Here is a 26,409-nt window from a genome sequence, read left to right as displayed (position 1 = left end):
TTATTTTCTGTAAAAGGAGGTGCTTAAGGTGTTTGTATTGCCTACATTATCTGTAACGGTAACTTCAAGTACACATTGCGTTTGATCAGCAATCTTATCGTCAAAATTATAAGTAAGGGTATTGCGCTTAGGCTCATACTCCATTAATATCCATTCTCCGTTTAAGGTAGCGGAATATTTGTCTACACCACTTAAGTCATCTGCAATCTGTACACTTAGGTACTTGTAATTATTTAACCATTGCTTTTGTTTAAAATTTTTGGTTCTTATGGTTGGCGCTACAGTATCCTTAGCTAAAGTATATGTTCCTAAATTACGTGTTCTAGTTGTAAATTCATTGCCACGTTTATATGTATTTGCATGGTTTGGTCTAAGTTTAGAATCTAATCTGGCGATAAACAATTGCTTTCGTTCTTCTTGTGAATATTTAGAAACGTCAAAAGTGATTGTAAAGTTTCTATGTGCAGGCACAGTGTTGGTGTGTATGGTAACCGTATCTTTTCCTTTCTTTAAGTCAATATAAAAATCTTCATAAAAAGTGTTTGTTGGGAAATATACCTTGGCACCATCTAAATCAAAATTATTAGGTTTTTTTGCAATTACATAGTTGTCCGTTTTTTCTATAACCTTTTTATTGCCCAATAGATTCTTTACCCCTTCAATAGGTATGTTGACCTCAATTTTATTACCGGCATAATCTTTAATCAATAATTTGGCATTATAACTTAAGCCTTCGTTTATTTTAATTTTGCCGTCATTATATATGTCTTTGTATATACTAAGCTTGTTACCTGGCGATTTAAAGCTCTTTTGAATTTTTTGCCTATTTCTACCGTAATAATCATAATCTACAAGTGTGTTTATATATCTGGTTTCTCCAAATGAAAATTTCTCAAAATCATATAAAGAATATACTTTACCGTTTACACTAAATTCTACACTATAAACTCCATTTTTATTAGCGGCCATATCTAACCTATCAAATCCAATAAAGCCAACTCCGATTTCACCTAAAGCAGTTACTTTATCCGCTAAAAATGTACCATCTTTCTGTTTACTAACGTTTACCTGTGTTCTTTCGTAATTATTATTAACATGAGAATTATCTGTTAACGGATAAATAAATAATTTTTCTAAAATAGGATTAGTAGCATCGGCAACCTCTAAACCGTACATTAACGGGTTGGTGGGTTTTTCAGAAATACTACTTCGTATTTCAAAATGTAAATGCGGACCTGCAGAACCACCCGTATTTCCGCTATAGGCAATGAGTTCGCCTTTAGAAACTTTCAACTCCCCGTAATCAGGAAATACTTCTACTTCGAACGACTTTTTAGTGTATTGTAATTTCTTGATGTAAGCTTCAATTCTAGGTGAAAATTTTTGAAGATGACCATAAACTGAAGTATACCCGTTTGGGTGAGCTATATAGAGCACTTTACCGTAACCCCAAAGAGAAACTTTAATTCGGGTTATGGTACCATCGCCTATTGCGTTAATCGGAATTCCCTCTCGCTGCTGTGTTTTGATATCAACACCAGAATGAAAATGATTGGAACGTAACTCGCCAAAAGTACCCGCTAAAATAATGGGGATATCCATTGGTGGACCAAAAACATCTTTCGGGTATTTTTCTTGTGCGAAAAGGTTAAAACAAAATAATAATAACAGACTAAGGGATATTTTTTTCATAGGTAGATAGGAATACTGCGAAAATAAATAATCAAATACAATTCAATGAAATTGAGGGTGCAAAAATTATGAGAAAGAGTTTACGGTGGTGTATTCTTAATTTATGTACTGCTGATTTACGAATATTTGAAAAAACTATTGCTAAGTCATATAATGTATGTTAACTTTGTGTAAATCGCATTGAAGGTAATGTATGAGCGAGTTAATTAAAATCGTTGATTCTTTAGAAAATAAAATTAGCAAATTGTTGCATAAACTTGAGGTTTTAAACAATGCTAATCTAGAATTGGAAAAAGAATTACGGAATATAAAATCTTCACAAGAAAATGCCAGTAAAACGGTGTCTGAATGGGAAGAAAAATATAATTCGCTTAAACTAGCTAATTCAATGCTTGGCAGTAATACCAATAAAACAGAAGCTAAGCTTAAAATAAATACATTAATACGAGAGTTGGACCATTGTATAGCTCAATTGTCGGAGTAATGTTTATAATAATATGTCAGAAAAGCTCAAAATAAAACTTTCTATTGCTGATAGGGTCTATCCATTGACTATTGACCCCGCTCAGGAAGAAGGCTTGCGTAAAGCAGCCAAAAATATAGAACAGTTGGCTAAAAAATTTGAGCAGAACTATGCAGTTAGAGACAAACAAGATGTTTTGGCCATGTGCGCCTTGCAATTTGCGTCTAAAATTGAACAGATCGGCATTGAGCAAACAGAAGGAACCAAAGAAGCTGAAGAGCGTTTACAAGCACTTGAGGATTTGGTAACATCTAAATTGGCTTTGAAATAAAAACGTTCTTTTAAATACATTAAGTTACTGCCCACATTGGTAATACCTTTTGACAAACTCAACATTTATTTTTTTTAGAAAGGGTGAGTTTAGATTGTAAAAGCAAGCCCTACTTGTATAGGGATCCTTGATCAGTCTGTTAGCCCTAAACCTGTTTACCGGAGTTTGATCAAAACTTCTCCAATGTGGGCTTTTTTTTTATTAATAAATTACACTATGGATAGTACAATGATAATTATTGCCGCAATAGTTGGACTGGCAATCGGTTTTGCAATAGCAAAATTTTTGGAAAAAGGGAAAGCCTCTAAAACCATTTTAAATGCAAAGAAAGATGCTGAACGCATATTAAAAGATGCAAAAGTAGAAGGTGAGAGCGTTAAAAAAGAAAAAATATTACAAGCAAAAGAGAAATTCTTAGAATTAAAAGCCGAGCATGAAAAGGTTATCAATAATAAGGATAAGAAGATAAGCGACGCAGAAAAGCGTACTAGAGATAAAGAATCTCAAGTAAGTAGTGAACTTGCCAAAAACAAGAACATGAACTCTCAGTTAGATAGTAAATTAAAAGATGTAGAGCAGAAAAGACAACTTTTTGATAAACGTCATGAGGAGTTGGATAAAATGCACAAAAGCCAAATTCAACAGCTAGAAGTTATTTCTGGACTGTCTGCAGATGAGGCTAAAAATCAATTGGTAGAAAGTTTAAAAGAGACTGCAAAGACAGATGCAATGGCTTTTATACAGTCTACTGTTGAAGAATCTAAACTTACCGCACAGCAAGAAGCACGTAAAATCATCATTAATACCATTCAAAGAATTGGTACTGAAGAAGCTGTTGAAAACTGTGTGTCCGTATTCAATATAGAATCTGATGATGTTAAAGGTAGAATTATTGGTAGGGAAGGTAGAAACATTAGAGCTTTAGAGGCGGCTACCGGTGTAGAAATTATTGTTGATGATACGCCAGAGGCCATTATACTTTCTTGTTTTGATTCTGTTAGAAGAGAAGTTGCAAGACTTTCGCTTCATAAATTGGTTACAGACGGTAGAATTCACCCGGCAAGAATTGAGGAAATCGTTAAGAAGACCGAAAAGCAAATAGAAGCTGAAATTGTTGAAATAGGTAAACGTACGGTTATAGATTTGGGTATTCACGGTTTACACCCAGAGTTAATACGTGCTGTTGGTAGAATGAAGTATAGATCTTCTTACGGTCAGAACTTGTTACAACACTCTAGAGAGGTTGCTAAACTTTGTGGTGTTATGGCATCTGAATTAGGATTGAATCCTAAAATCGCTAAACGTGCCGGACTTTTACATGATATAGGTAAAGTACCTAATACCGAAAATGAAATAGAAACTCCACACGCTATCTTAGGTATGCAGTGGGCAGAGAAATTCGGAGAGAAACCAGAAGTATGTAATGCTATTGGTGCTCACCACGATGAAATTGAAATGAAAACGCTTATTGCCCCAATAGTTCAGGTTTGTGATGCCATTAGTGGTGCTAGACCAGGAGCAAGAAGACAGGTTTTAGATTCTTATATTCAACGTTTAAAAGATCTAGAAGAGATTGCATTTGGTTTTAGTGGTGTACAGAAGGCTTATGCTATTCAAGCAGGTAGAGAGCTTCGTGTAATTGTTGAGAGCGAAAAAGTCAATGATGACAGAGCTGCACAATTGTCATTTGAGATTTCTCAAAAAATACAAACCGATATGACTTATCCAGGTCAAGTGAAAGTTACTGTAATACGAGAGACAAGAGCGGTTAACGTTGCTAAGTAATAAACACAATTAATAATAAAAAAAAGCCTCTATTTATAGAGGCTTTTTTATTTCTAATCTAAAGTTTTAATCCAATTTAATAATTGGGTTTCTTCTAAGGATGATAATTTATTTTTTCTGCCTTTCGGCATTTTTTTCTTTGTAAACACTTGAAATTCTATCGCTTTTGCTAATCCGTCCATATTTTCAAGGGAAAAAATAGTTCTATTTTTCTTTACGGAATGGCAGAAGTTACATTTTGTATTCAATACTAAGTAAGCTTCTTTCTTCGCTGTCTTAGTTTGATTTCCTATTACTTGTAGTTCCTTGCTTGATGGTATAGAAATGAAATTTGAAATAACTATTACAATCCAGATTACTGATTTCATATACCTTAATTAAGGTTCTTGGAAAGTGTAAAATTGAAATGCACACCCTCTTTATTGTCACTACGTTTGCCTATAGTGATATCTCCGCCTAGTTTTTCTATAAGCTCTTTAATGGTGGTTAGGCCAATGCCGGTATCGGTGGCACCTTCCGTACTAAGTTTTTCGAATAATAAGAAAACCTTTTTCCAGTATTTCTCTGGTATGCCAGGACCATTATCCTCATAAGTAAAAGAATAAGATTTTTCATCTTCGCTAAAAGAAACCGTAATTTCAATATCAGACTTATCGGTAAATTTAATGCTGTTAGATATTAAATCTCTAAATATTTGGTCAAAGCTGTTTAAAGAATGATTAATGTCGTGGTCGCAATTTTCTAATTGTAAAGAAACAGATGCATTATTATATTGTTTGCTTAATACATTTTCTATTTCTTTTGCTACATTAAATTTTTCAAGATTTATTTCGGCATTGGTTATGGAGTTGTAGTTGATAATACCAGTGATTAAAGATTCCATATAATCAACTCTGGTGTCTATAATGCCTAGATATTTTGGTATTTCGGTATCTTTAAAAAAATCGGAATAATCTTCTTTAATAATGCCAACCATAGAGCTAATGCCCAATAATGGTGTTTTCATATCATGGGCCAATCGATATGATAATTGCTTTAGTTGGTTGTTCTTTATTCGTAATTCTTCATTAACTAACTTCTGCAGTATATTTTGCCTTCTCAATTCTAATTGAGCCATTACTTGATCAGCTAAATCTTTTAAAGACGCTTGTTGTTTTTTGGTAAATTCTTTTCTTGGTTTGGTATCTATAACACACAACGTACCTATTGATTGACCTTCTTTTGTGTTTAAAGGAGCACCAGCGTAAAATTGCACTGAAGGACCGCCGGTAACCAAAGGATTATCAAAAAATCGTTCGTCTTTATTGGCATCATTGACCAATAATATACAATCAGGAGAATTAATAGCGTGTGCGCAAAAAGCTAAATCTCTAGGAGTTTCTGTGGCATCTATACCGTGGTGAGATTTAAACCACTGTCGATCTTCATCAACAAGTGAAACTAATGCCATTGGAGTATTACAAATATCTGCGGCTATACGGGTGATAGCATCATATTCCTTTTCTTCTAATGTATCAAGTATATTGAAACTCTTTAAGGCATCGAGCCTTTGTTTCTCGTTATTCGGTATTTCAGGTTTAATCATTTTACATGTAACGATGTACTTATTGTAAGTAATATAAGTATTTTCTTACATTTATAACATATAAAATGTTTAAATGTTTATTTTAAAAGAATTAAAGCTACTCCTCTGTTTTGGTTTCTTCAGTATCCTTGATTTCTTCCTCTTCTTTAAGTAGATTGTTTTTTAAGATATTCAACTTCTTTAATTTTGCTTTCCAAGCCGACAAGGCTTCTTTGTGTTGGTTGACTCTTTTTATAACGTCTTGTACCAATGGGTTGCTTTCAGAAGCATTAGAGAAAAACTGTAGATTATTCTCTAGTTGTCTAATCTCATCTTTACTCTCATCAATCTTTTTTCTAATGAAGGCACGCTCATTTTGTATGGCACGCTCTTGATTATCATTATTACTTAATTGCTGAATTTTGTTACCATATTTCAACAGTTCAGATTCTTGTATACTAACACCACATTTTTGATATAGTGCATCTATAATTTTATCGAACTTTTGATTGATGTTTTTCTTTTTGAAAGGAACTCTACCATAGGTTTTCCATTCTTCAGAAAACTTTGTGATGGCTTCTAAATCTTTCGCTTTGTCACCACTTAATTCAAAAGCTTTAAGACGATTAATAAATTCATCTTTAAGTTTAAAATTCGCTTCTTCTTCCTTAAATGCGTCACTTTTAAGCGCGTTTAATCTATCAAAATAATGGTTACAGGCTGTTTTGAATTCTTTCCAAAGCTTATCTGAATATTTTCTTGGCACATGTCCAATTTTTTTCCACTGGCCTTGTATGCGCTTCATTTCTGAAGTTGTAGCATCAAAATCATCGTTATCTTTTAAAGAAACCGCAATTTCCAATAAAGCTCTTTTCTTCTCTAAATTCTCTTGTTGCTCTTTTTTAAGATTCTTGTAAAAAGCATTTTTATTCTGATTAAATGCGCGAACCGCTGCCTTAAAGCTATTCCATGTCTTAGAATTCACTTTTTGTGGTACTTGACCGGCTTTAAAAAAGGACTCTCTAAGTTCCTCTAATTCTTTAATCTGTTGTTGAAGTGCACCATGATTGCTAGATACATTTTCACTAAGTGTATTTATCTCTGCTATAATTGCGTGCTTTCGCTCTAAATTTTCTTCTTTTATCTTATCAAGATTCTTAAAGTAATCTTGTCTTCTTTCATGAATAATTTTTGTAGCAGCACTAAAACGATCCCAGATTTCTTCTCTATGGTCTTTACCTACAGGGCCTAAATCTTCTTTCCAGATTTTGTGCAATACCTGTAGTTCTCTAAATGCTCTATTTAAATCTGGTTCTTTAGAAAGTTCCTCTGCTCTAGCAACTATTTTACCTTTTTCCTCTAGATTATGCTTAAAATCTAAATCTCTTAAGTCTCTGTTGATATTTAAAAAGTCGTAGAATATTTCAATGTGGTGGTGGTATGTTTTCCAGACATTGTTATAATCTGCGCGAGGTATTGGTCCGGCATGGCGCCATTTAGCTTGTATATCCTTAAAATTGTTATACGTTGTATTAATATCCTCTTCTACATTCACCAAGGCTTTCAATTGTTCAATAAGGTCTAATCTATAGGCAAGATTTTCTTTGTGACTCTTTTCTAAACTCTTGTAATATTGGTTGCGCTTGTCTCTGTATTCTGAGTATACTTCGTTAAACTGTTGTTTGTCAACAGAATTGTATCTGAAGTCAATTTCATTACCTCCGTTTGAGATGAATTCTTCTTTCTTTTCTTCTAAAAACTGATCAAATTTTTGATTGAATTCATCTTTGATAGAGTCAACATGCTTTCTTATGGCTTGTACCTTCTCATTCTTTACCAAACGTTGTAATTCACCTACCAAATTTTCCATGCTCATATCATGGTAATCTGGCATTGGAATCTCATGTCTTTTTTCATTGTCGGTATCTTCTGCATCTTCTGCATTAGAATCGTCAATTTCATTCATTACATCAGTTTCTTCTGCATCTTCATTTGGTGCAATTGTAGTTTCTGTTTGTAATGGTGTTGATTCGTCTGAAGGATTAACGGTTTCCTCCACTACGTTTTCAGTGGTTTCGGTCGTAGTTTTTTCCTCAATTGAATTCTCTGGTAATTGTTGTTCTTTATCCTCAGACATAATCATAAATTATATGCTTACAAGATAGTAACAACCCTACGACTGGCAAAGAATTGATTGTTCTTTTTAGTTAAATCACCAAAGAGTAATCTAGCGTAAACCTATATTTTACATTGTCCTTCTAATAGATATGTGTAAAGAAGGATAGTTATCGATTCCAAATTTCCCATGATTTTTCGGCCTGAAACTCTAACATTTTATGTCCGTTACATGTAGATGCGCCATTAGCTTTACCGGCAGCAAGAAAAGCAGTTACTTCAGGATTATAGATGAGATCAAAAAGAAGGTGTTGTTTGTTGATTTGGGAATACGGAATTGCAGGTTTTTCTTCAATTTTGGGGAAGGTACCTACTGGAGAGCAGTTTATGATCAAGGTATGGTCAGCAATAATATCATTAGTTAACTCACTATAGGTATATCCATTATTTTTACCACTTCTGGACACAAAAGAAAAATTAATTCCTAATTCATCCAATACAAATGCGATTGCTTTTGATGCTCCTCCCGTACCTAAGATCAATGCCTTTTTATGGTGTTCTTTTAAATATGGTTCTATAGATTTCTCAAACCCATAGGCATCGGTATTGAAACCAACTAAACCATTTTCTGTAAATTTTATGGTATTCACGGCTCCAATTTTTTTTGCAGCCATATCCATATCATCTAAAAAAGCCATGACCTCTTCTTTATAAGGTATAGTTATGTTTAGCCCCTTTACGTTTTCTGTAGTTTCAAATATAGTCGGGAATTCTGATATGGCTTGCAAATCGAAATTTTGATATTGGCATTGATCCAACCCCATATCTTCGAATTTCTTTTTAAAATATCCTCTTGAAAATGAATAAGAAATATCTTTTCCTATCAAGCCGTAATTAGCTTTCTGTTCTTCTGTTCTTTCCATACCAATCTAAAAGTAGCAAAATACTAATACCTATGATAATAAAGAAAATAGCTGTCCAGTTTTCTACGGTGGTCAAATCTGGTAGAAACCTTTCATAGTTCATTATTATCGGTTTTTCGTTCGTATCTAAAATATTTTCTCCATTAATTCCCGTTTTAAAAATGGTTCTTTTCCACGGCCATACTACTCCTAAAGATCCTGTAATGAAACCTAAAATAGTAGCCGTAGTAATGTGTTTATAGTGTTTTAAAACATAAGTTAATAAATGGGATAGGGTTACTAAGCCTGTAGCGGAACCTAGGGTGAATACCGCTAAAATCTTGAGCGTATGCAACCTTTCCGTATTGGAAGTAAAGCTAAAATCACCTACTAATAGTTCTGAGAATGTATCGTATAAGGCATTAACGGAATCTACTAAAAGGAGTACGTAATTACCTAGTAATATTAATATAAAGGAACCCGAAAGCCCAGGTAAAGTCATACCAGATACACTGATCATTCCACATAAAAAAATAAAAAGTAAGTTGTCGTTTTCCTTTGCGGGACTAAGAAAACTAATGGCTACACCAACACTTAAGCCTATAATGGCAGCGGTAAATGTTTTCTTTTTCCAATAATCGAAATCTTTACCTATGTAATATATGGATCCTAGGATCATACCAAAAAAAGCAGCCCAAACATAGAGTTCTCGTTTAACCAAAAAGTAATCCAATACTTTGGATATACTGAAGTAGCTAACAAGCATGCCAAAAATGAGCAGGGTTAAAAAAGAACCGTTAATATATCTGTAAAAGCTTTTGAGTCTTCCGTTAACAAGAAGTTTAAAGGCTTTGCCATTTACTTTTTGTAGCGAATAAATAAATTCTTCGTAGAAACCACCAACAAAAGCAACTATACCACCAGAAACGCCAGGCACTTTATTGGCAGCGCCCATGCAAAGTCCCTTAACGATCAAGAAAAATTTATCGGTAAAGGATCGGGTTTCGTTCATGTAGCTTTTAGCGTTACTTCTTAGAAGCTGATTTTTCTAATATAAAAATAAGAGAAAAACCTATTACAGCAGCTACAATAGCAAAGGTTAATTGATTATCACCTTGAAAAGCGAACGGAGAAATATTTTCGTCAACGATAATTTCTTTTTTACCGATTTGAATAACTTCGATAATATTTTTCCAAGGCCATATTTTGTTCAAGGATCCTAAAATGAATCCTGTTAATACGGCTAAAGTAGCATCTTTATAATTGGTGAACATCCATTTTAAAATTCTTGCAAAACTTAAAATACCAAACGCGGCACCAAATGCAAAAGTTATAATAATGCCGAAATCTTTTTCATTAACCGCTTCTAAAACGGTTTTGTAAGAACCCAGTAATACCAGTATAAAAGACCCTGAAATACCAGGTAGAACCATGGCGCAAATAGCTATGGCACCCGATAGAAATATAAAAGGTAAACTTCCTGAACTAGTAGAAGGGGGTAGGGTAGTAATGTAAAAAGCACTTGCAGTACCGATTATGAACAATACAATTGCCAATACATTCCATTTTTTTATGGATTTAGCGACGAAAATGACACTTGCCAATACCAAGCCAAAAAAGAACGACCAAGTTACAATTGGGTGTTCTTCTAATAACCAAGCAATAACTTTTGATAATGAGAAAATACTGATCATCATACCAATTAGTAGGGCTAAAAGAAAGTTACCGTTCAATTTCTCCCAAAACATTTTAAAGCCTTCTTCCTTTAAAACTTTTAAAGTTTTTAGATTAAGGTTATTGATAGAGGTGATAAATTCTTCGTATATGCCTGTTACAAAGGCTATTGTGCCACCAGATACTCCTGGTACTAATTCGGCAATACCCATTGCCATACCTTTTAAAGATATGAAGGTGTAATCTTTTAGTTTTCTATTGTCCATGAAATGTAGAACCTTTTCTAAGGGATTTTATTGTATTTTCTTACAATTTCTTGTGTCCATTCAGACTTGCCGTATTCTGGAAAATTTTCAGTGAACAAATGTAGTTTTTTCTGCTTTTTGTCAATCTTCAATGCATCCATTAACATAATACGTGCATTGATAGGGTCTTTGGCAAGTAGTAGGTAGCCTACAGATCTATATAAAAGTTTTAAATTTTCAGGATAAAACTCTCTTCCTTGGGCTAAGATTTCTACTGCAGCAGATTCTTCTCCGTTAATGTGAACAACCTCTGCCCAGTTTAACCATGTATCTATTTCAAAATTACCAAGGTCAACTGCTTGTTTAAAAGCGAAATCTGCTTGGTCATAATTCTTTAAGGCCATGTGAATTTGCGCACACTTTTTCCAGTATTGCGGATTCTCACCATCAATATTCAAAGCTTTATTAATATAGAAAACTGCCTTTTCAAAATCTCTACTATTATAATATAGATTTGTAATCGCCAACCAGCCTTTGTCTAAAAGTGGATCTTCATGCACTGTTTGGTAGAAATAGTACTTGGCCATTTCAGTATCCTTAAGTTTTTCATAGCATTTACCTATTCTCAAAAATGCATGAGAGGTAGGATCTTCAATGGAAATGGTGGTTTCGTAATTTTCAATGGCCTCTTTATGGCGACCTAACTTCTCAAGAACTTTTCCCTTTTCAAAGTAAGCGCCAATAAAAGTATCATCTGAAATAACTGCAAAATCAAAAGCAGTCAAGGCTTCAGTATACATTTCTTTAAAATAATACTGCTTACCTAATTGATGCCAAGCTACTTCGCAATACGGATTCTTTTCTAAATAGCTGTTTAAGTAAACTATAGCACCATCATAATCCTCAAGAAATTCAAAGCAATACACCACATTATAGAGCGATGAATAATCCTGTTCGTCAAACTCCACACATTTCATAAAGCTCTCTTTGGCATTATTGAAGTTGTCCATGAACAAATACTCCATACCCAGTAGGCTGTAGATATCAAAACTATTATTAGTGAAGCTTAATGCTTTTTGTAGTAATTCTATTGCGCCAGCATGGTCATCTCTCTTAGAATAAATGTTGGCACGTTGAATGTAAATTTCATCATTGTTATTGTCCAACTGCTGTAATTCATCTAGCAGGGCTTCGGCTTTTTCCATCTGGTTTTCAAAAACCATGACTTCTACCTGCAGCAATTTTAGTTCTATAGAAGCTGGATGCTGCTGTAAACCAATTTTAATTCCTTTTTTAGCCAAAGAAATTTTACCATGATTTAGGTAATGGTGCACAATATCTTCAAAATCCTCTGCATCAAAGAAATAGACATCATCTGTCTTTAACATTGATTCAAATTTTGTTATTGGCTTGTTCGGTCTCTCGTTAGATTCTAACGCCATAGGCACTATTTGGTTTTACAAGATATTTTAAAAGTAAGTGATTGTAAGGTGTTTCAGCCACATTGCTAATCGATATTATTAACAAATTAGTTAACAACGTTGATTTACATACTATTAAGAAGTGCCAAGATTATAGCACAACCATCTTTGATTTCTTTTTCTGAAATGGTTAATGGCGGGGAAATTCTTACCGCTCTATTTTCAAATAATAACCAAAAAAGAATAAGATTTTTCTCTTTTGCTTTTAATACCAATTCATTGGCTGTTTCGGGAGTATCCATTATTAAGGCAAGCATTAATCCCTTACCTCTAATTTCTTTTATCTTCGGATGTTTTAATAACGATTTAAAGAGTTTTTCTTTTATTAAAGTGTCAGCAATTAAAGTCGAGTTTAACAGCACGTTTAATGTAGCTAAGCTAGATGCCGCAATTACCGGATTACCGCCAAAAGTAGTTATGTGACCCATTTTAGGATTCTCACTTAGCGTATGCATAATTTCTTTACTGGCTGTAAAAGCACCAACGGGCAAACCAGATGCCATACCTTTGCCGATAACTAAAATATCGGGAATGCAGTTAAAATGTTCAAATGCAAATAGCTTTCCTGTTCTGCCAAAACCGGGCTGTATTTCATCAAGTATCAAAAGCGCTCCCATTTCTTTGCAACGCGCTTTTACTTTCTTTAAATAGTCTTTTGTTGGAAGTATAAAACCAGCGCCACCTTGTATGGTCTCTAAAATAACACAGGCAGTTTTAGAGGTTATCTTCTCTAAATCTTCTTCGTTATTGAAACTGATATGATAAATATCTGGTAATAAAGGTCTAAAAACACTTTTGCGCTCTTCAAAATCCATAAGACTCAAACTACCCATGGTATTACCATGATAGGCGGATTTAGCTGCAATAATTTCTGAACGACCAGTATATCTGCGCGCCAATTTTAATGCACCTTCAATAGCTTCTGTTCCAGAATTAACCAAGTAGGTTACCTCTAGAGGTTCGGGTAAATTATCCGCAAGCAATTTAGTGTATATGGTTGCTGGTGATTGTGCATATTCGCCATACACCATAACGTGCATATATTTACCTACTTGCTTTTTTATGGCAGCTACCACATCTGGGTGACAATGACCAAGAGTACATGCCGAAACACCTGCAACAAAATCTAAATGCGCACTACCATTGGTGTCATAAATATAACTGCCGCTGGCACGGGAAACTTCCATGCCCAAAGGGTAGGGAGAAGTTTGTGCTTGATATTTTAGAAAGTCTTTGTTCATGTGAAATAGTTATTTCACCTTTTTAGGCTTCACCGATTTTTTAGGGTCTGTTGCTTTATCTTGTGTAGGAATATTATTGACCGGGTCAGATTCATTTTGACTTCGTTGTTGCTCTTCGGCATCAATATCTATTGGGTTGTCAATACCATTGATAACTACTAGTTTTAGATTATTATCATCTTCATCAAAAATATCATCCTTAGTTAATATGCGTTCATCTCCACGCCATACAAAGCCTTTTAATATTCTACTATTCTTGGGTAGGTCTTTCTCAGGGAAAATATCGCCATCTGGGTCTGTATAAAAAGTCAAGTTTTCTATGTCATTTTCTGCCATAGTAATTCTTATTTTGCTACACACAGTTTTATCAATACCTATTAGTTCGTCATCATCATTGTACATATAGTATACCACTTCAGTATTTTGAACCAAGTCTATAAGTTTTAATTCATTTTCAATAAACTTTCCGTATAAATTAATCCCCTTGGCTTGGTTATATCCGGTCATGCTAACACTGTCCAAAGAAATTATAAAGGCATTGTTCAATACTTTTAAGGAGTCTAGTTTTTCAGTTTCTAGGTTTGATTTTAAGTGAATGCTGTCACCCGTCATTTGGTTGGCACCGTTCCAGATAATAGGATTTTTAATTAATTGGGTAATACCCGTTTTTTGTTCTGAATGTATGCTATCACATTTACCGCTTAAATCTGTCTTGTAGAATTTAGCATTTCTAAAAGCTCGTAGAATTCTATCTTCTGGTTTTCCGGTGACCATTAATGTATCTCCATGAACATAAAGAGAATCTCTTTCTTGAACAGAAATAGAAACTGCTCTTCTTGTTGCAAATACTGAATCTTTAGCTTTAAATACCTCGGCATAATGTGCTCTGATAATACCATTGTTTATAGTATCTGTAACGGTAATGTTGTTGGTGGCAGATGCAAATTCTTCTGCCTTGTTAAAGTAAACACTATCACCTTCTATAATTCTGTTGTTATAATCTATACGAGTGTTTTTAATGCCGTAGCCGGTTTCTACTTTAGTGTCATAAAATCCTCTTTCACAATATATTTTATATGTTTCTCCGTTTATAGTTGACGGACCGTACATATAGGCGTTTTTAGAATTCGTGTAATAGTCTAATTGTTCTGAGTCTAACGTATATTCAGGATTTTTAACATGTACGCTGTCTAAAAACTGATATTTTTTAAGTTCCATAAAATACTTACCAATTTTACTGGTCAACGTATTTGCTGAATCTACCACAGTACCGTTATCTTGATAAAAGGCTTCTTGCTTTTCGCGATCTAAACGTAAGGTATCTGTTCTTAAGGTCATGTCAGAATTTGTCAATACAACATTACCCCAGGCTTTAGCCAATTTTACATCACCTAAATAGTTGATTTTTTTACTGGTCATCTCAACGGAATCTCCCTGCTTTAGAATGACATTGCCAATAGCTTCCAATCTATTTTCTAATTGGTAATAAATAGCAACATCGCACCACAAATCGGCACCTTGGTGTTCAAATTGAACTTGACGGGTATCTTTACTAAAAATAGAAGCACCTGGATATTCGGCTTCGTTTTTAGTGAAATTGGCACCGTAGACGATATTAATTTGTTTGGGCTCTTCTTCGGTAGTATTCTGCTGGGAATAGCCAAAAAGAGAACATGCTAAGCATAAAAGAACTACTGGATAAATCTTTTTCAACCTAAAAATTTTTTCAAAAATAGGACATTTTAAAAGAGCCTTGTCATGGTTAAGATACTTTTGGGATTTTACACCTAAAAGTTTCTTTATTCTTTTAGTATTCTTTAAGTGATAAACAGTACTAATGCTTTGGTTTAAGTGGTTTTAAGTATTCCTCTGATATATCCTAAAGATTCTGATAAGCCATAAATAGCGTGGTCGGCATCTTTTTCGTATTCAATGGCTACAACGCCAGTATACTTCATATTCTTTAATGCTGTCAGTATTGCCGGTATATCTATTTTGCCATGGCCTAAGACTGTTTTATCACCTTCTTCAATAGCTGCGTCAATATCCTTGATATGCACATCGAATAATTTATCTTGATATTTAATTAATTCTTCTGCAGGATCTAAACCTAATCTAAAGGTGTGACCTACGTCTATACATAAGCCTATTCTATCATCTAATCCTTTTATTTGATCATAAACACTTTGCGGAGAAGGAAAAATTTTATCTTCTGGTCCGTGATTATGAATAGCCAATTTAATATTTGTTTTTTTTACTTTTTCTTCCACCTGAGGTAATAAATGATGCTCGGGTGCTCCAATAATCATTGGTAAACCAGCATTTTCGGCGTAATTAAAATATGTCTCCACGTCTTCTGGGGTTTTCATATAAATTACTCCACCGCCATATAGGTTTAAACCACTGGCTTTAACTTTTTTGCGTATATCTATCAGCTCTTTCTTGCTCGCATTATAGGGTAAATGAAAACTTTTAAAAGCGACATCTTTTATGTTTAGACGCGTTGTTATATCAATTAGTTCATCTAAGCTATATTTTCTTAGGGTGAAAGATGCTAAACCGATATGTAGTTGATGGTCTGTGTACGTTATGTCGGTATTATTAGTTTGACCAGATTTGAATGATGCGGTACCTAGTGCCAAAACACCTAAACCGCTCGTTTTAATGAAATTTTTTCTTGATAAAGCCATGCTTTTAATTTAAATGTGGTGTCTTTTGTTCTAAGGTTATATTTAGAAACTTCTGTATTCTCCTTCTAAAAATGAATTGGCTTCATCTTCGGCAAATTTTGCGTTCTCGCTATCCCAATGTAATGTTTGGTTAGGGAATCTACCGGCGATTACACCTAATAGAATGGTTTCCGTTAGTCTAGATGCATAAGAGAAAGGAGCGGTAGTTTCATCTGTTCCCAAACAAGCATCTACAAACTGATGGTAATGTTTTGGTCCTTCCAAATCATAATCTCTAATTGGTTTTGCCATATTATTGGCTTTTTCTACCGCCTCTATTTCTGCAGAAATATCTACATATTTGCCATCTACAATCTTTTTTGGTAGTTGCATGAAATGAGGTAGCAATAATCTTCCTTTTTCACCAATGAACATGGCACCTTGATCTGGTAACGCCCCTTCATCTACTGTTTTTGTTTTTAAGGACATCTTGTCTTCCATAGTTTCCTCGGTAGTACCTTCAGTAGTTGCCATATTTTCAGCCCCTGGTAATATTAAATCTTCATGGTCTTTTGGTGCACGCGGACCATCATACCAAACCCATTTTAAAGTTTCCGTAGTATATTCTGTTTGAGGAAATTCATAAGTGACGACGTTGTTCTGTGGAAAACCGAATCCATTCGGTTCCCTACATTCATTTTTAATCGTCTTTGGAACTTGTAGAGCCAATGCGTTATACGGCGTATCAAAAATATGTACGCCCATGTCACCTAATGTCCCACAACCATAATCAACTAACTTTCTCCAGTTGCCTGGGTGATAGAAGCCTTCCTTGTAAGGTCTTTCTGCCGAAGTACCTAGCCAAAGATTCCAATCTAATGATGCTGGTATTGGGTCAGATCCAGTAGGTTCAGCTCCGTCATAACCCCAATCTTTTGGTGACCATGCACGAACCGTATGTACTTTACCTATGATACCGGATTGTATTAATAACGTTGCCAATTTGTAGTCATAGAACGAATGTACCTGAATTCCCATTTGAGTAACCAATCCTTTTTCTTCGGCAAGCTTGTTCATCGCCCTTGCTTCAGATACATAATGGGTCAATGGTTTCTGGCAATACACAGGCTTGTCCATTTCCATAGCCATCATAGAAGCTGGTGCATGGGTGTGATCTGGTGTAGAAACAATAACGGCATCGATCTCATCGCCCATTTCTTTTAACATCACTCTATAGTCGGTATATGTTTTTGCATTAGGATGAAGTTCTTTTGCAGCTGCTAAATTGTTTGCATCAACATCGCATAATGCGGTGACATCAACCTTGCTGTGAGATGAAATGGCTTTTAAATCTTCGGCTCCCATATTGCCAACACCAATGTGTGCAGTTTTTAACCTTGTCAATTTTTTGACCTCTTTTTTGCAAGACCAAAGTCCGGATGGAAGTAATACAAATGTTGATAATGTAGCTGCATTTTTTAGAAAGTCTCTTTTGTTCATTGGTGTGGTGGTTAAAGTTTTTTGATTTTTATGTTTCTGAACCAAATAGGGCTAGAATGATCTTGAAAACCGATATAGCCGGTTTTAAACTTACCGTAGTCTTCACTATTTTTCCATTTATCCGAATTCTTCTTCTCGTACCAAGCTTCATCCCACGGTATAAAAGAAACCACCTTCTTACCGTTTAACCAGTGCTCTACCTGTTCTGGGGTGAAAATGATTCTAGTAGTGTTCCATTGCCCCACCGGATGCAGTATTTTACCTTCTGGATTAGCGGCATGCATGGCATAATCAGAGGCGGTTTGCTGAAGTGGCTTTAATTCCTCTGGCTTTTCTGTATAACCTAGGCTTAAGTTATAATCAGTAATGTCGTGAATGCTGGCATAGTTTTCATCATCTATCAATTGATATTCTGGTGCAACTTCTGGCGGACTATCATAACCTTCTTTCAAGTGGTAGAAAATACCGCTGTTTCCACCTTTCGGCAATTTCCATTCTACATAGAGTTCAAAATTATCAAACTCTTCTGCGCCATAAATAATATCTGTGCCACCGGTGTAATCTTGCTCCATACCCAATTCTGTATCAAACTGTAATTCTCCATCTTTAGCTATCCAACCTGGTGGCAGTTCTTTGCCGTTGTATGCGCGCCATCCTTTTGTGGTATTACCATCGAAAAGAGTAATCCATTCATTGTTTTTTTCTTCTGCTTTTTCTTTTTTTTCTGACTTGCAAGATGTCGCTAAAACAAGAAAAAATAGCAAGGAAGCATAGGTGGGTATTTTCATTTGTTAAGTTGTTGCTGAATTGTGAAAATGTACATTTTGCACAAACTTGAAAATACAAAAAAAAAGAATGGCGATAAAGGTATTTCCCTATATCGCCATTTCTGAAAGTTGAACAACCTATTCTGGTCGCTTAATGTTTATCTCAATATTGTCTGTGTTCTATCTGGACCTACAGAAACAATCTTGATCGGCACTTCTAATTCTTTTTCAAGGAAATCGATGTACTCGTTAAGTTCTTTCGGCAACTGGTCTGCTGAAGTCATTTTGGTTAAATCTTCTTTCCAACATGGAAACTCAGTGTAAACAGGAGTTACATTTTCTGGTTCTATGTTATATGGAAAATGAGTTATAGTCTTACCCTTATACTTATAGGCAGTACATACTTGCAGGCTATCAAAACCAGAAAGTACATCACCTTTCATCATATTTAATTGTGTAACACCGTTAACTTGACAAGCATATTTTAATGCTACAAGATCTAACCAGCCACAACGACGTGGTCTACCGGTTACCGCACCAAATTCGTGACCTACTTTAGCCATTTCTGCACCAACTTCGTCAAATAACTCTGTTGGGAAAGGACCGGAACCGACACGTGTTGTATATGCTTTAAAAATACCAAATACCTCTTTTACTTTATTTGGAGCAATACCTAAACCTGTACAAGCACCTGCTGCAGTTGTATTAGATGAAGTAACAAAAGGGTATGTTCCAAAATCGATATCTAATAAAGATCCTTGAGCGCCTTCTGCTAGTATAGTTTTACCTGCTTTAATAGCTTCGTTCAAATACTCTTCACTATCAATAAAAGTTAATTCTTTTAAACGCTCTACAGCATCAAAAAATTCGACTTCCATTTCTTCTAAGTCATATTGCACATCAACATTATAGAAGCTGATCATAGCCTCGTGTTTGTCTGCTAAATGACGGTACTTTTCTTTCCAAGAATCCAATTCTAAATCTCCAATACGCATACCGTTTCTACCGGTCTTGTCCATATACGTTGGACCAATACCTTTTAATGTAGAACCAATTTTTGCTTTTCCTTTAGATGCTTCAGATGCGGCATCTAACAAACGGTGTGTCGGTAATATTAAATGTGCTTTTCTAGAGATAATAAGTTTAGCCTTGTAATCTATATCGAACTGGTCTAAGCCTTCTAGTTCTTTTACAAAAACAACTGGATCGATAACAACACCGTTACCGATAACGTTCATTGCCTTTTCATGAAAAATTCCGGAAGGAATAGTTCTAAGAACGTGTTTAATACCATCAAATTCTAAGGTGTGACCAGCATTTGGACCGCCTTGAAAACGTGCAATAATGTCGTAATCTCTAGTTAATACATCAACGATTTTTCCTTTTCCTTCGTCACCCCATTGTAGGCCTAACAATAAATCTACTGCCATCTAAATTTTATATACTTGGTTAGTTTTATTTAATTTCTTTTTTGCCTGCATTTTTAGCAGGAGTATTTTTAGTCCCATAAAAATATAGGGAATGCGTATTTATGGTTATGTCGAAAACTTCTTCTATAGTTTTTTTAATAGACTGTATTCTTGGATCACAAAATTCCATGACCTCACCCGTATCCGTTAGTATGACATGGTCATGCTGGCGATCAAAATATGATTTTTCATATTGTGCCTGATTCTTTCCAAACTGATGCTTACGTACCAATTTACAATCTAAGAGAAGTTCAATGGTGTTGTATAAGGTAGCCCTACTTACACGATAGTTTTTATTCTTCATTTTAATATAAAGAGACTCTATATCAAAATGTTCATCACTTTCATATATCTCTTGAAGAATAGCGTAACGTTCTGGGGTTTTTCTATGTCCTTTGTCCTCTAAAAAGGTTGTGAAGACGTTTTTTACAATTTCTTGATTTTTATCAGAAGACATATTTACTACATTAATACACAAAGGTACAGTTAAATTTTAATTTCCTTTTTCTAAATACGAGTAACTTTATCAATACCGTTGATGTTCATAAGATTATCGGTCAATTTTTTCAATACAGCTTTGTTTTTGACCACTACGGTAATCTTACCTTTAAAGGTGCCACCATCAGTGCTGAAATTTAAATTACGCATATTTACGTGCATAATATCAGATATAACTTCTGTAATATCATTTACAAGTCCTAAGTTATCAATACCGGTCATAACAATGTCAGCTTGGTATTCTTGTTGCGATGAATCTATCCATTTTGCACTAATAATACGGTAGGCATAGTTTGACTGTAATGAAATAGCATTCGGACAATTTTTTTTGTGCACCTTAATTCCTTCAGAAACACTTACAAAGCCAAATACTTCATCTCCTGGTATAGGATTACAACATTGCGATAACTTGTATTCTAGTTTTTCTTCTTCCTTGCCAAAAACAAGCATGTCATACTTAGAAGTGATTTCATCTTTGTTGATATCTTCTTGTGTTGGCGATTTGCGCATTCTGTTTTTAAAGAAACTAATGAATGCATTACTGTAAGAAGAAGCAAAGTCTTTGATCATGGTATTGTCAATAGAGCCTATACCAACTCTATAAAACAAATCTAAACTTGTTTTTAATTTAAAGAAGGAAACCATTTTATTGATGGAGTCTTCGTTGAGCGAAATTTTCTGAGACTTTAATTTTCTACGTAAAATCTCTTTTCCATCTTCGGCAACTGCTTTTTTCTCTTCCCTTAAAACAGATTTAATTTTTGCCCTAGCTCTAGCGGTAGTGGCATAGTCTAACCAGTTTTGATTTGGTTTAGCTTGATCAGAGGTAATAATCTCCACTTGATCTCCGCTTGAAAGTGTGGTGTTCAAAGGAACGAGTTTACCGTTGACCTTAGCGCCTCTGGTACGCATACCAACTTCTGTATGTATGTTAAAAGAAAAATCTAGTGGCGTTGCACCTTTGGGCAAAGACCTTAATTCTCCTTTTGGGGTAAAAACAAATATTTCTTTTGAATATAGGTTCAGCTTAAATTCTTCTACAAAATCAACAGCATTGGTATTTGCATTCTCCAAAGCTTCTTGTAGTTTGTTTAACCACACTTCTATACCTTGTTCTTTTTGATCGCCGTGTTTGTATTTAAAATGCGCAGCATACCCTTTTTCAGCTATTTCGTGCATTCGTTCACTTCTGATCTGCACTTCTACCCATTTCCCTTTTGGTCCCATAACGGTAATGTGCAAGGCTTCATAGCCTGTTGACTTAGGGGAGGATATCCAATCTCTTAATCTAACGGGGTTCGGGGTAAAGTGATCTGTAACTATGGAATATATTTTCCAAGCAAGAAACTTTTCATTCTGCGGGTCTGATTTGTAAATAATTCTAATGGCAAATTTATCGTAGATTTCCTCAAAAGTTACATTTTGGGCAATCATCTTTTTGCGCATAGAGAAGATAGATTTCATCCTCCCTTTTATAATGTAATTGAGACCTTCTTTTTTAAGTGAATTGTCAATTGTGCCAGAAAATGCATCAATATAAGCTTGTTGGTCTTCTTTACTATCTTCTATTTTATCTTTAATAGAGTTGTAAACTTCTGGCTCTGTATATTTTAAACTTAAATCTTCTAATTCTGTTTTAATGTTGTAAAGACCAATTCTATGGGCAAGAGGAGCATAGATATACAATGTTTCCGATGCGATTTTTACTTGCTTGTGCTCTGGCATAGAATCCATGGTGAGCATGTTGTGATATCTATCGGCAATCTTAATGATAATTACACGTACATCATCATTTAAGGTCAAGAGCATTTTTCTGAAATTCTCTGCTTGCTGAGAGATATTCATGTCTTTCTTTAAATGCGATATTTTGGTGAGTCCATCAACAATACGCGCTACGGTTTCACCGAACATACGGTCAATATCGTCTAAAGTGTACTCGGTGTCTTCAACTACATCATGTAATAGGGCAGAGGCTATGGAAACGGCATCAAGTCCAATTTCAGAAGCTACTATTTTTGCTACTGCTATAGGGTGAAAAATATAAGCTTCGCCAGATTTTCTTCGTTGTGTTTTGTGCGCATCAACAGCGACCTCAAAAGCGCTTCGTATTAGTTTTTTATCATCATCTGTCAATGTTTGATAACTAATTCGAAGTAACTCTTTATACTCTTGAGCTATAAGCTTATTTTCCTCTTCTATCGCTGCCTGTGTCATACTAGATTAAAAATAAGATAATCTTATATGATGCACAACAAAAATTATGCCTTTAAATTACGTATGCGATCGATAAGCGGTGGGTGAGAATAGTGCATAAATACATATGCTGGGTGCGGTGTAAGGTTGCTAAGACTGTTTTTTGATAACTTTTTCAAAGAAGTGACCAATGGTAAGGCTGCATATGTGTCTTTTGCATAGTCATCTGCCTGGTACTCGAATTTTCTTGAAAAATGATTCATTAGCAAGCCCGTTATTTCTGAAATGGGACTATATAATATTCCAAAACCTATTAAGGCTGCGTGAAAACTAGGTCTGTCTACACCAATTGCCAACGAAACTTCTGGGTTATTAATAAATAACGATAGTAACAATAGCATTAATCCTGTAAGTAGAATTGAAGTTGCTAGATTATATATGATATGTTTTCTTTTGTAATGACCTATTTCATGTGCCAATACGGCTACAATCTCTTCTTCCTCCAAATCATTAATTAAAGTGTCATATAAGGTTACTCGCTTTTCCTTGCCAAATCCTGAAAAATATGCGTTGGCTTTTGTGGATCGTTTTGATCCGTTAATTACAAATATATTTTGTAGATCAAAACCTACTTGTGCAGCGTAGTTTTCAATTTTTTCTTTTAAACTACCAGCTTCCAAAGGTTCTTGCTTATTAAACAATGGTACAATTAGCTTGCTGTAAAATACATTCATGAACAACGTGAATGCTGCAACCAATGCCCACGTATATAGCCAAAAGTTGGTACCTGCCCATTGAAAAAACCAAATGACCAAAGATAGAATTCCACCACCTACGATTATGGTCATAGTCCATTGTTTTAATTTATCTAAAAAAAAAGTCGATATCGTTGTTTTGTTAAACCCAAATCTTTCTTCGATTACAAATGTTTGGTAGTAAGAAAAAGGAATATTGATAATATCGCTTCCGATCATAATGATACCGAAGAATACCAATGCCTGTACGATAATGTTATCGCTCTGGTTTTGTGCAATGCTATCGACATAGGCAAATCCGCCAAACAATAAAAAGGTTAGCATCAATAACAATGAAAAAACTGATGTAAAAACACCAAATTTATAATTGGTGAGTTTGTAGGCTTGAGATTTTTCATATTCCTCTGTATTATAAACATCGTTTAAATCCTCTGGTATAGGGTCTTTAAATCGCTGTGCGTTTAAGTAATTCATTACCGTAGCAAGTATAAACTCCGCTATCAAAATGAAAAGGATACAATAAAAGACGAATGTATTATCCATATAGTGTAGTTGCAAACGAAAACGGTACTATAAAAAGTATATATTTTACTGGTTTATTTTTCGCTGACGCTTGGCTTCAAAGATAAGTATTGCCGCAGAGACCGAAACGTTCATGGAATCTATCTCGCCTTCCATTGGTATAATAATGTTCTGTGTGCTGTTCGTAAGCCATTCTTCACTTAGTCCAGAATGTTCGGTACCTACTACTATTGCTGTGGGATTTTTATAATCAACCGTCGTATAATCTTTGGATGCCGATAGTGAAGCGCAAAATATCTGAAATCCTTCTTTTTTTAAAAAGGATATAACTTCTGTTGTGCTGCCTATTTTAACATCCCTTGAAAAAATACAACCCACACTTGATCTTATAATATTCGGATTATATAAATCGGTTTTTGGATTGGCAATTAAGACAGCATCTAAATTTGCAGCGTCTGCCGTTCTTAGCAGTGCACCTATGTTACCTGGTTTTTCAGGTGCTTCGGCGATTAACACTAGCGGATTTTTAGTCTTGAATTTTAAAGATGAGAGCTCGTGGTCTTTACTTTTCGCAATAGCAATGATGCCTTCCGTAGTGTCTCTATAAGCTAATTTTTTGTATACATCTAGGGTTACGGATATGAGTTGATCACTGCTGAAGGACTGTATTATAGCTGTGTTTTCTAAAATGGTTTCGCAGTATAGAATGGTATTTATACCATACCCTGCATTGCTCGCAATCTGTAATTCACGCAGCCCTTCTAAGACGAAAAGTCCTGTTTTTTTGCGCTCCCTAGATTTCTCTTTTAATAGTAAAACCTTCTTTATCAGTGGGTTTTGGGCGCTACTTATGTGTTTTGTTGCTTGCATGAAATACAAAAATAGTTCAATTTAGTAAGTCTCTTGTAGTTTCTCGACTAACGGATTTCAAAAAACAATAAATAATCAATTAACATTATGAATAAATTTTACCTTTTAGTTTTAGCCTTGGCAATATTTTCATGTAAAGAAGTTCCTAAAAAAGAAACCATTACAGAAGCTGCTGAAGAAATTGCAACACAAGTGAATTTAGATAAATATCCTGCGGAATTGAATAAAGTATTTGAAGCTCATGGCGGACTAAATGCTTGGAAGGGATACAAAACGTTAAATTTTGAAATGCCTAACGAAAAGTTCAACGAATTACAGACTATTGATCTTCATAAAAGATTCGATAAAATTTCTACCCCAGCATACACAATTGGTTTTGATGGTGCTGAAGTTTGGCTTTTAGATAACACAGGTGACTATGAAGGTAAGCCTAAGTTCTATCATAATTTAATGTTTTACTTCTATGCAATGCCATTTGTATTGTCTGATGACGGAATAAAATATGAAGAAGTCGATGCTTTGGTATATGACGGGGTTTCATACCCGGGATATAAAATTTCTTATAATAGTGGAATAGGGGCTTCTTCTACAGATGAATACTATATTCATTATGATGCAGAGACCTTTGAAATGAGATGGTTGGGTTATACGATGACGTATTTTAGTGGTGAGCCATCTAAGAAAATTAATTGGATCAGTTATAATGATTGGGTAAAGGTTGATGCCGTTTTATTGCCAAAATCGATTACATGGCATAAAGTTGAACAAGGTGAAGTAAAAGGACCGGCTAAAACCGTAAACTTTGAAAATGCTACGCTATCTACAGAGGCTAAGCCAAACGGTTTTTATTCTAAACCTGAGAATGCTGTAATTGTGGAGTAAGGAGTTTCTCAAAATCATATAATTTTTTTAAAATAGGTGCCATTTTTATGGCACCTTATTTTTTATACCTAACTTGGAATTTATCTAATTTTAATGGGATATGAATGTACTTTTTTTTGGCATAACAAAAGATATCGTAGGTAGCTCTGAAATTAATTTTTCTGATGAATTTAAGCCTGTAAATGTTGCCGAACTTAAAAAACAACTGATTGATTCTTATCCTGAATTTTCAAAATTAAATTCATTGGCTGTAGCTGTAAATAGTGAATATGCCGATGATAATGTAACATTAATTGGCAATGAAGAAATTGCCATTATACCACCAGTAAGCGGAGGCTAATGAAGAAAGTAATTGAGATAGTCGATGAAATTGATACGGCTAAGGTGTATGCTGAATTAAGCGATGCCAATAGCGGGGGAATCTGTGTTTTTGTAGGTGCTGTACGTGAGTTTACAAATAACGAAGAAGTAGTTGCTTTGGAGTTTGAAACTTATAAAACGATGGCGCTTAAAGAAATGGAGAAAATTGCTGACAGCGCCCTAGAGAAATGGTCATTGAATAAAGTGGTCATGAGACATGCGGTTGGTGAAAAGGGTGTTGAAGAACCCGTTGTGGTTGTAGGTGCATCATCTGCACATAGAGATGCGTGTTTTGAAGCCTGTAGATATCTGATCGATACTCTTAAAGAAACTGTACCTATCTGGAAGAAAGAGAAATTTAAGAATAAGACCGTGTGGGTTTCGGCACATCCGTGATTTTTGGAAAAGAGAGAAGTTAGAGGAGAGAAAAT

General features: G+C 34.8%; 24 protein-coding genes and 1 other RNA gene. 7 read left to right on the top strand and 18 right to left on the bottom strand.

Translation table 11 applies throughout. The annotated features are described in order from the left end of the window. The gene (locus SJY30_RS07595) at positions 1–1,692 is read right to left on the bottom strand and encodes a M23 family metallopeptidase (RefSeq protein ID WP_396634965.1); all 1,692 of its coding nucleotides are present in this window, start codon (positions 1,690–1,692) and stop codon (positions 1–3) included. Between the two features lie 193 nt (positions 1,693–1,885). Here SJY30_RS07595 and SJY30_RS07590 point away from each other — a divergent pair, with 193 nt between their 5' ends. The 4 genes from SJY30_RS07590 (at position 1,886) to rny (ending at position 4,271) form a co-directional block, all read left to right on the top strand. Then, on the top strand, positions 1,886–2,176 hold the full coding sequence (locus tag SJY30_RS07590; RefSeq protein WP_396634964.1) for a hypothetical protein: 291 nt from the start codon (positions 1,886–1,888) through the stop codon (positions 2,174–2,176). Positions 2,177–2,189: 13 nt separating this feature from the next. Continuing rightward, the gene (locus SJY30_RS07585; protein WP_396634963.1) at positions 2,190–2,486 is read left to right on the top strand and encodes a cell division protein ZapA; all 297 of its coding nucleotides are present in this window, start codon (positions 2,190–2,192) and stop codon (positions 2,484–2,486) included. Between the two features lie 56 nt (positions 2,487–2,542). Further along, a non-coding RNA gene (gene ssrS, locus SJY30_RS07580) (6S RNA) lies at positions 2,543–2,653 on the top strand. Between the two features lie 49 nt (positions 2,654–2,702). Continuing rightward, complete coding sequence (rny, locus tag SJY30_RS07575; RefSeq protein ID WP_396634962.1) at positions 2,703–4,271, top strand: ribonuclease Y; 1,569 nt, start codon at positions 2,703–2,705, stop codon at positions 4,269–4,271. A gap of 53 nt (positions 4,272–4,324) precedes the next feature. Here rny and SJY30_RS07570 read toward each other — a convergent pair whose 3' ends face one another. The 17 genes from SJY30_RS07570 to SJY30_RS07490 all read right to left on the bottom strand — a co-directional run bounded on the left by SJY30_RS07570 (position 4,325) and on the right by SJY30_RS07490 (position 24,736). Then, positions 4,325–4,639, bottom strand: a complete 315-nt coding sequence (locus tag SJY30_RS07570) for a hypothetical protein (protein ID WP_396634961.1) — start codon at positions 4,637–4,639, stop codon at positions 4,325–4,327. 5 nt (positions 4,640–4,644) lie between these two features. After that, positions 4,645–5,856, bottom strand: a complete 1,212-nt coding sequence (locus SJY30_RS07565; protein ID WP_396634960.1) for an ATP-binding protein — start codon at positions 5,854–5,856, stop codon at positions 4,645–4,647. Between the two features lie 97 nt (positions 5,857–5,953). Next, positions 5,954–7,972, bottom strand: coding sequence for a DUF349 domain-containing protein (locus SJY30_RS07560; RefSeq protein ID WP_396634959.1), 2,019 nt, complete (start codon positions 7,970–7,972; stop codon positions 5,954–5,956). 148 nt (positions 7,973–8,120) lie between these two features. Then, the gene (locus SJY30_RS07555; RefSeq protein WP_396634958.1) at positions 8,121–8,873 is read right to left on the bottom strand and encodes a shikimate dehydrogenase family protein; all 753 of its coding nucleotides are present in this window, start codon (positions 8,871–8,873) and stop codon (positions 8,121–8,123) included. Then, complete coding sequence (locus SJY30_RS07550) at positions 8,845–9,864, bottom strand: DUF368 domain-containing protein (RefSeq protein ID WP_396634957.1); 1,020 nt, start codon at positions 9,862–9,864, stop codon at positions 8,845–8,847. Before SJY30_RS07550 ends, SJY30_RS07555 begins: the two co-directional genes overlap by 29 nt. 13 nt (positions 9,865–9,877) lie before the next feature. Next, the gene (locus tag SJY30_RS07545) at positions 9,878–10,792 is read right to left on the bottom strand and encodes a DUF368 domain-containing protein (RefSeq protein WP_396634956.1); all 915 of its coding nucleotides are present in this window, start codon (positions 10,790–10,792) and stop codon (positions 9,878–9,880) included. A gap of 17 nt (positions 10,793–10,809) precedes the next feature. Next, positions 10,810–12,213: a tetratricopeptide repeat protein gene (locus SJY30_RS07540; RefSeq protein ID WP_396634955.1), complete on the bottom strand. Its 1,404-nt coding sequence runs from the start codon at positions 12,211–12,213 to the stop codon at positions 10,810–10,812. Between the two features lie 104 nt (positions 12,214–12,317). After that, positions 12,318–13,493, bottom strand: a complete 1,176-nt coding sequence (locus tag SJY30_RS07535) for an aspartate aminotransferase family protein (RefSeq protein WP_396634954.1) — start codon at positions 13,491–13,493, stop codon at positions 12,318–12,320. A gap of 9 nt (positions 13,494–13,502) precedes the next feature. Next, on the bottom strand, positions 13,503–15,206 hold the full coding sequence (locus tag SJY30_RS07530) for an OstA-like protein (protein ID WP_396634953.1): 1,704 nt from the start codon (positions 15,204–15,206) through the stop codon (positions 13,503–13,505). Positions 15,207–15,340: 134 nt separating this feature from the next. Further along, the gene (locus tag SJY30_RS07525; protein ID WP_396634952.1) at positions 15,341–16,183 is read right to left on the bottom strand and encodes a sugar phosphate isomerase/epimerase family protein; all 843 of its coding nucleotides are present in this window, start codon (positions 16,181–16,183) and stop codon (positions 15,341–15,343) included. Between the two features lie 42 nt (positions 16,184–16,225). Then, entirely contained in the window at positions 16,226–17,662 is a 1,437-nt protein-coding gene (locus SJY30_RS07520; protein ID WP_396634951.1) for a Gfo/Idh/MocA family protein, read from the bottom strand. Positions 17,663–17,673: 11 nt separating this feature from the next. Continuing rightward, positions 17,674–18,450, bottom strand: a complete 777-nt coding sequence (locus SJY30_RS07515) for a DUF1080 domain-containing protein (RefSeq protein ID WP_396634950.1) — start codon at positions 18,448–18,450, stop codon at positions 17,674–17,676. 137 nt (positions 18,451–18,587) lie between these two features. After that, positions 18,588–19,859, bottom strand: coding sequence for an adenylosuccinate synthase (locus tag SJY30_RS07510; RefSeq protein ID WP_396634949.1), 1,272 nt, complete (start codon positions 19,857–19,859; stop codon positions 18,588–18,590). A gap of 25 nt (positions 19,860–19,884) precedes the next feature. Then, positions 19,885–20,355, bottom strand: coding sequence for a Fur family transcriptional regulator (locus tag SJY30_RS07505; protein ID WP_396634948.1), 471 nt, complete (start codon positions 20,353–20,355; stop codon positions 19,885–19,887). 50 nt (positions 20,356–20,405) lie between these two features. Further along, positions 20,406–22,610 carry a RelA/SpoT family protein gene (locus SJY30_RS07500; RefSeq protein WP_396634947.1) on the bottom strand — a complete coding sequence of 735 codons (2,205 nt, stop codon included), beginning with the start codon at positions 22,608–22,610 and terminating at the stop codon, positions 20,406–20,408. 44 nt (positions 22,611–22,654) lie between these two features. Further along, the gene (locus SJY30_RS07495; RefSeq protein WP_396634946.1) at positions 22,655–23,887 is read right to left on the bottom strand and encodes a M48 family metallopeptidase; all 1,233 of its coding nucleotides are present in this window, start codon (positions 23,885–23,887) and stop codon (positions 22,655–22,657) included. Between the two features lie 45 nt (positions 23,888–23,932). Continuing rightward, positions 23,933–24,736 carry a TrmH family RNA methyltransferase gene (locus tag SJY30_RS07490; RefSeq protein ID WP_396634945.1) on the bottom strand — a complete coding sequence of 268 codons (804 nt, stop codon included), beginning with the start codon at positions 24,734–24,736 and terminating at the stop codon, positions 23,933–23,935. An 87-nt stretch (positions 24,737–24,823) separates the two neighbouring features. Between SJY30_RS07490 and SJY30_RS07485 the strand changes: the two genes are divergently transcribed. The 3 genes from SJY30_RS07485 to SJY30_RS07475 all read left to right on the top strand — a co-directional run bounded on the left by SJY30_RS07485 (position 24,824) and on the right by SJY30_RS07475 (position 26,374). Continuing rightward, positions 24,824–25,618, top strand: coding sequence for a hypothetical protein (locus SJY30_RS07485; RefSeq protein WP_396634944.1), 795 nt, complete (start codon positions 24,824–24,826; stop codon positions 25,616–25,618). 100 nt (positions 25,619–25,718) lie between these two features. After that, on the top strand, positions 25,719–25,958 hold the full coding sequence (locus SJY30_RS07480) for a MoaD/ThiS family protein (protein ID WP_036153379.1): 240 nt from the start codon (positions 25,719–25,721) through the stop codon (positions 25,956–25,958). Continuing rightward, entirely contained in the window at positions 25,958–26,374 is a 417-nt protein-coding gene (locus tag SJY30_RS07475; protein ID WP_036153382.1) for a molybdenum cofactor biosynthesis protein MoaE, read from the top strand. The genes SJY30_RS07480 and SJY30_RS07475 overlap by 1 nt, the downstream gene beginning before the upstream one ends. The last annotated feature ends 35 nt before the right edge of the window (positions 26,375–26,409 follow it).

Origin of the sequence: Maribacter sp. R86514 (genome assembly GCF_044597005.1) — a bacterium.
Classification (GTDB): domain Bacteria; phylum Bacteroidota; class Bacteroidia; order Flavobacteriales; family Flavobacteriaceae; genus Maribacter.
This window is presented reverse-complemented; position numbering and strand designations above follow the sequence as displayed.

Excerpts from the sequence above, each read along its gene's own strand:
- SJY30_RS07525 (WP_396634952.1), bottom strand. The coding sequence starts at position 16,183 with ATGGCTTTATCAAGAAAAAATTTCATTAAAACGAGCGGTTTAGGTGTT.
- SJY30_RS07500 (WP_396634947.1), bottom strand. The coding sequence starts at position 22,610 with ATGACACAGGCAGCGATAGAAGAGGAAAATAAGCTTATAGCTCAAGAG.
- SJY30_RS07590 (WP_396634964.1), top strand. The coding sequence starts at position 1,886 with ATGAGCGAGTTAATTAAAATCGTTGATTCTTTAGAAAATAAAATTAGC.
- SJY30_RS07555 (WP_396634958.1), bottom strand. The coding sequence starts at position 8,873 with ATGGAAAGAACAGAAGAACAGAAAGCTAATTACGGCTTGATAGGAAAA.
- SJY30_RS07550 (WP_396634957.1), bottom strand. The coding sequence starts at position 9,864 with ATGAACGAAACCCGATCCTTTACCGATAAATTTTTCTTGATCGTTAAG.
- SJY30_RS07480 (WP_036153379.1), top strand. The coding sequence starts at position 25,719 with ATGAATGTACTTTTTTTTGGCATAACAAAAGATATCGTAGGTAGCTCT.
- SJY30_RS07490 (WP_396634945.1), bottom strand. The coding sequence starts at position 24,736 with ATGCAAGCAACAAAACACATAAGTAGCGCCCAAAACCCACTGATAAAG.
- SJY30_RS07535 (WP_396634954.1), bottom strand. The coding sequence starts at position 13,493 with ATGAACAAAGACTTTCTAAAATATCAAGCACAAACTTCTCCCTACCCT.
- SJY30_RS07565 (WP_396634960.1), bottom strand. The coding sequence starts at position 5,856 with ATGATTAAACCTGAAATACCGAATAACGAGAAACAAAGGCTCGATGCC.
- SJY30_RS07485 (WP_396634944.1), top strand. The coding sequence starts at position 24,824 with ATGAATAAATTTTACCTTTTAGTTTTAGCCTTGGCAATATTTTCATGT.
- SJY30_RS07545 (WP_396634956.1), bottom strand. The coding sequence starts at position 10,792 with ATGGACAATAGAAAACTAAAAGATTACACCTTCATATCTTTAAAAGGT.
- SJY30_RS07495 (WP_396634946.1), bottom strand. The coding sequence starts at position 23,887 with ATGGATAATACATTCGTCTTTTATTGTATCCTTTTCATTTTGATAGCG.
- SJY30_RS07515 (WP_396634950.1), bottom strand. The coding sequence starts at position 18,450 with ATGAAAATACCCACCTATGCTTCCTTGCTATTTTTTCTTGTTTTAGCG.
- rny (WP_396634962.1), top strand. The coding sequence starts at position 2,703 with ATGGATAGTACAATGATAATTATTGCCGCAATAGTTGGACTGGCAATC.
- SJY30_RS07505 (WP_396634948.1), bottom strand. The coding sequence starts at position 20,355 with ATGTCTTCTGATAAAAATCAAGAAATTGTAAAAAACGTCTTCACAACC.
- SJY30_RS07510 (WP_396634949.1), bottom strand. The coding sequence starts at position 19,859 with ATGGCAGTAGATTTATTGTTAGGCCTACAATGGGGTGACGAAGGAAAA.
- SJY30_RS07595 (WP_396634965.1), bottom strand. The coding sequence starts at position 1,692 with ATGAAAAAAATATCCCTTAGTCTGTTATTATTATTTTGTTTTAACCTT.
- SJY30_RS07520 (WP_396634951.1), bottom strand. The coding sequence starts at position 17,662 with ATGAACAAAAGAGACTTTCTAAAAAATGCAGCTACATTATCAACATTT.
- SJY30_RS07560 (WP_396634959.1), bottom strand. The coding sequence starts at position 7,972 with ATGTCTGAGGATAAAGAACAACAATTACCAGAGAATTCAATTGAGGAA.
- SJY30_RS07570 (WP_396634961.1), bottom strand. The coding sequence starts at position 4,639 with ATGAAATCAGTAATCTGGATTGTAATAGTTATTTCAAATTTCATTTCT.
- SJY30_RS07475 (WP_036153382.1), top strand. The coding sequence starts at position 25,958 with ATGAAGAAAGTAATTGAGATAGTCGATGAAATTGATACGGCTAAGGTG.
- SJY30_RS07540 (WP_396634955.1), bottom strand. The coding sequence starts at position 12,213 with ATGGCGTTAGAATCTAACGAGAGACCGAACAAGCCAATAACAAAATTT.
- SJY30_RS07585 (WP_396634963.1), top strand. The coding sequence starts at position 2,190 with ATGTCAGAAAAGCTCAAAATAAAACTTTCTATTGCTGATAGGGTCTAT.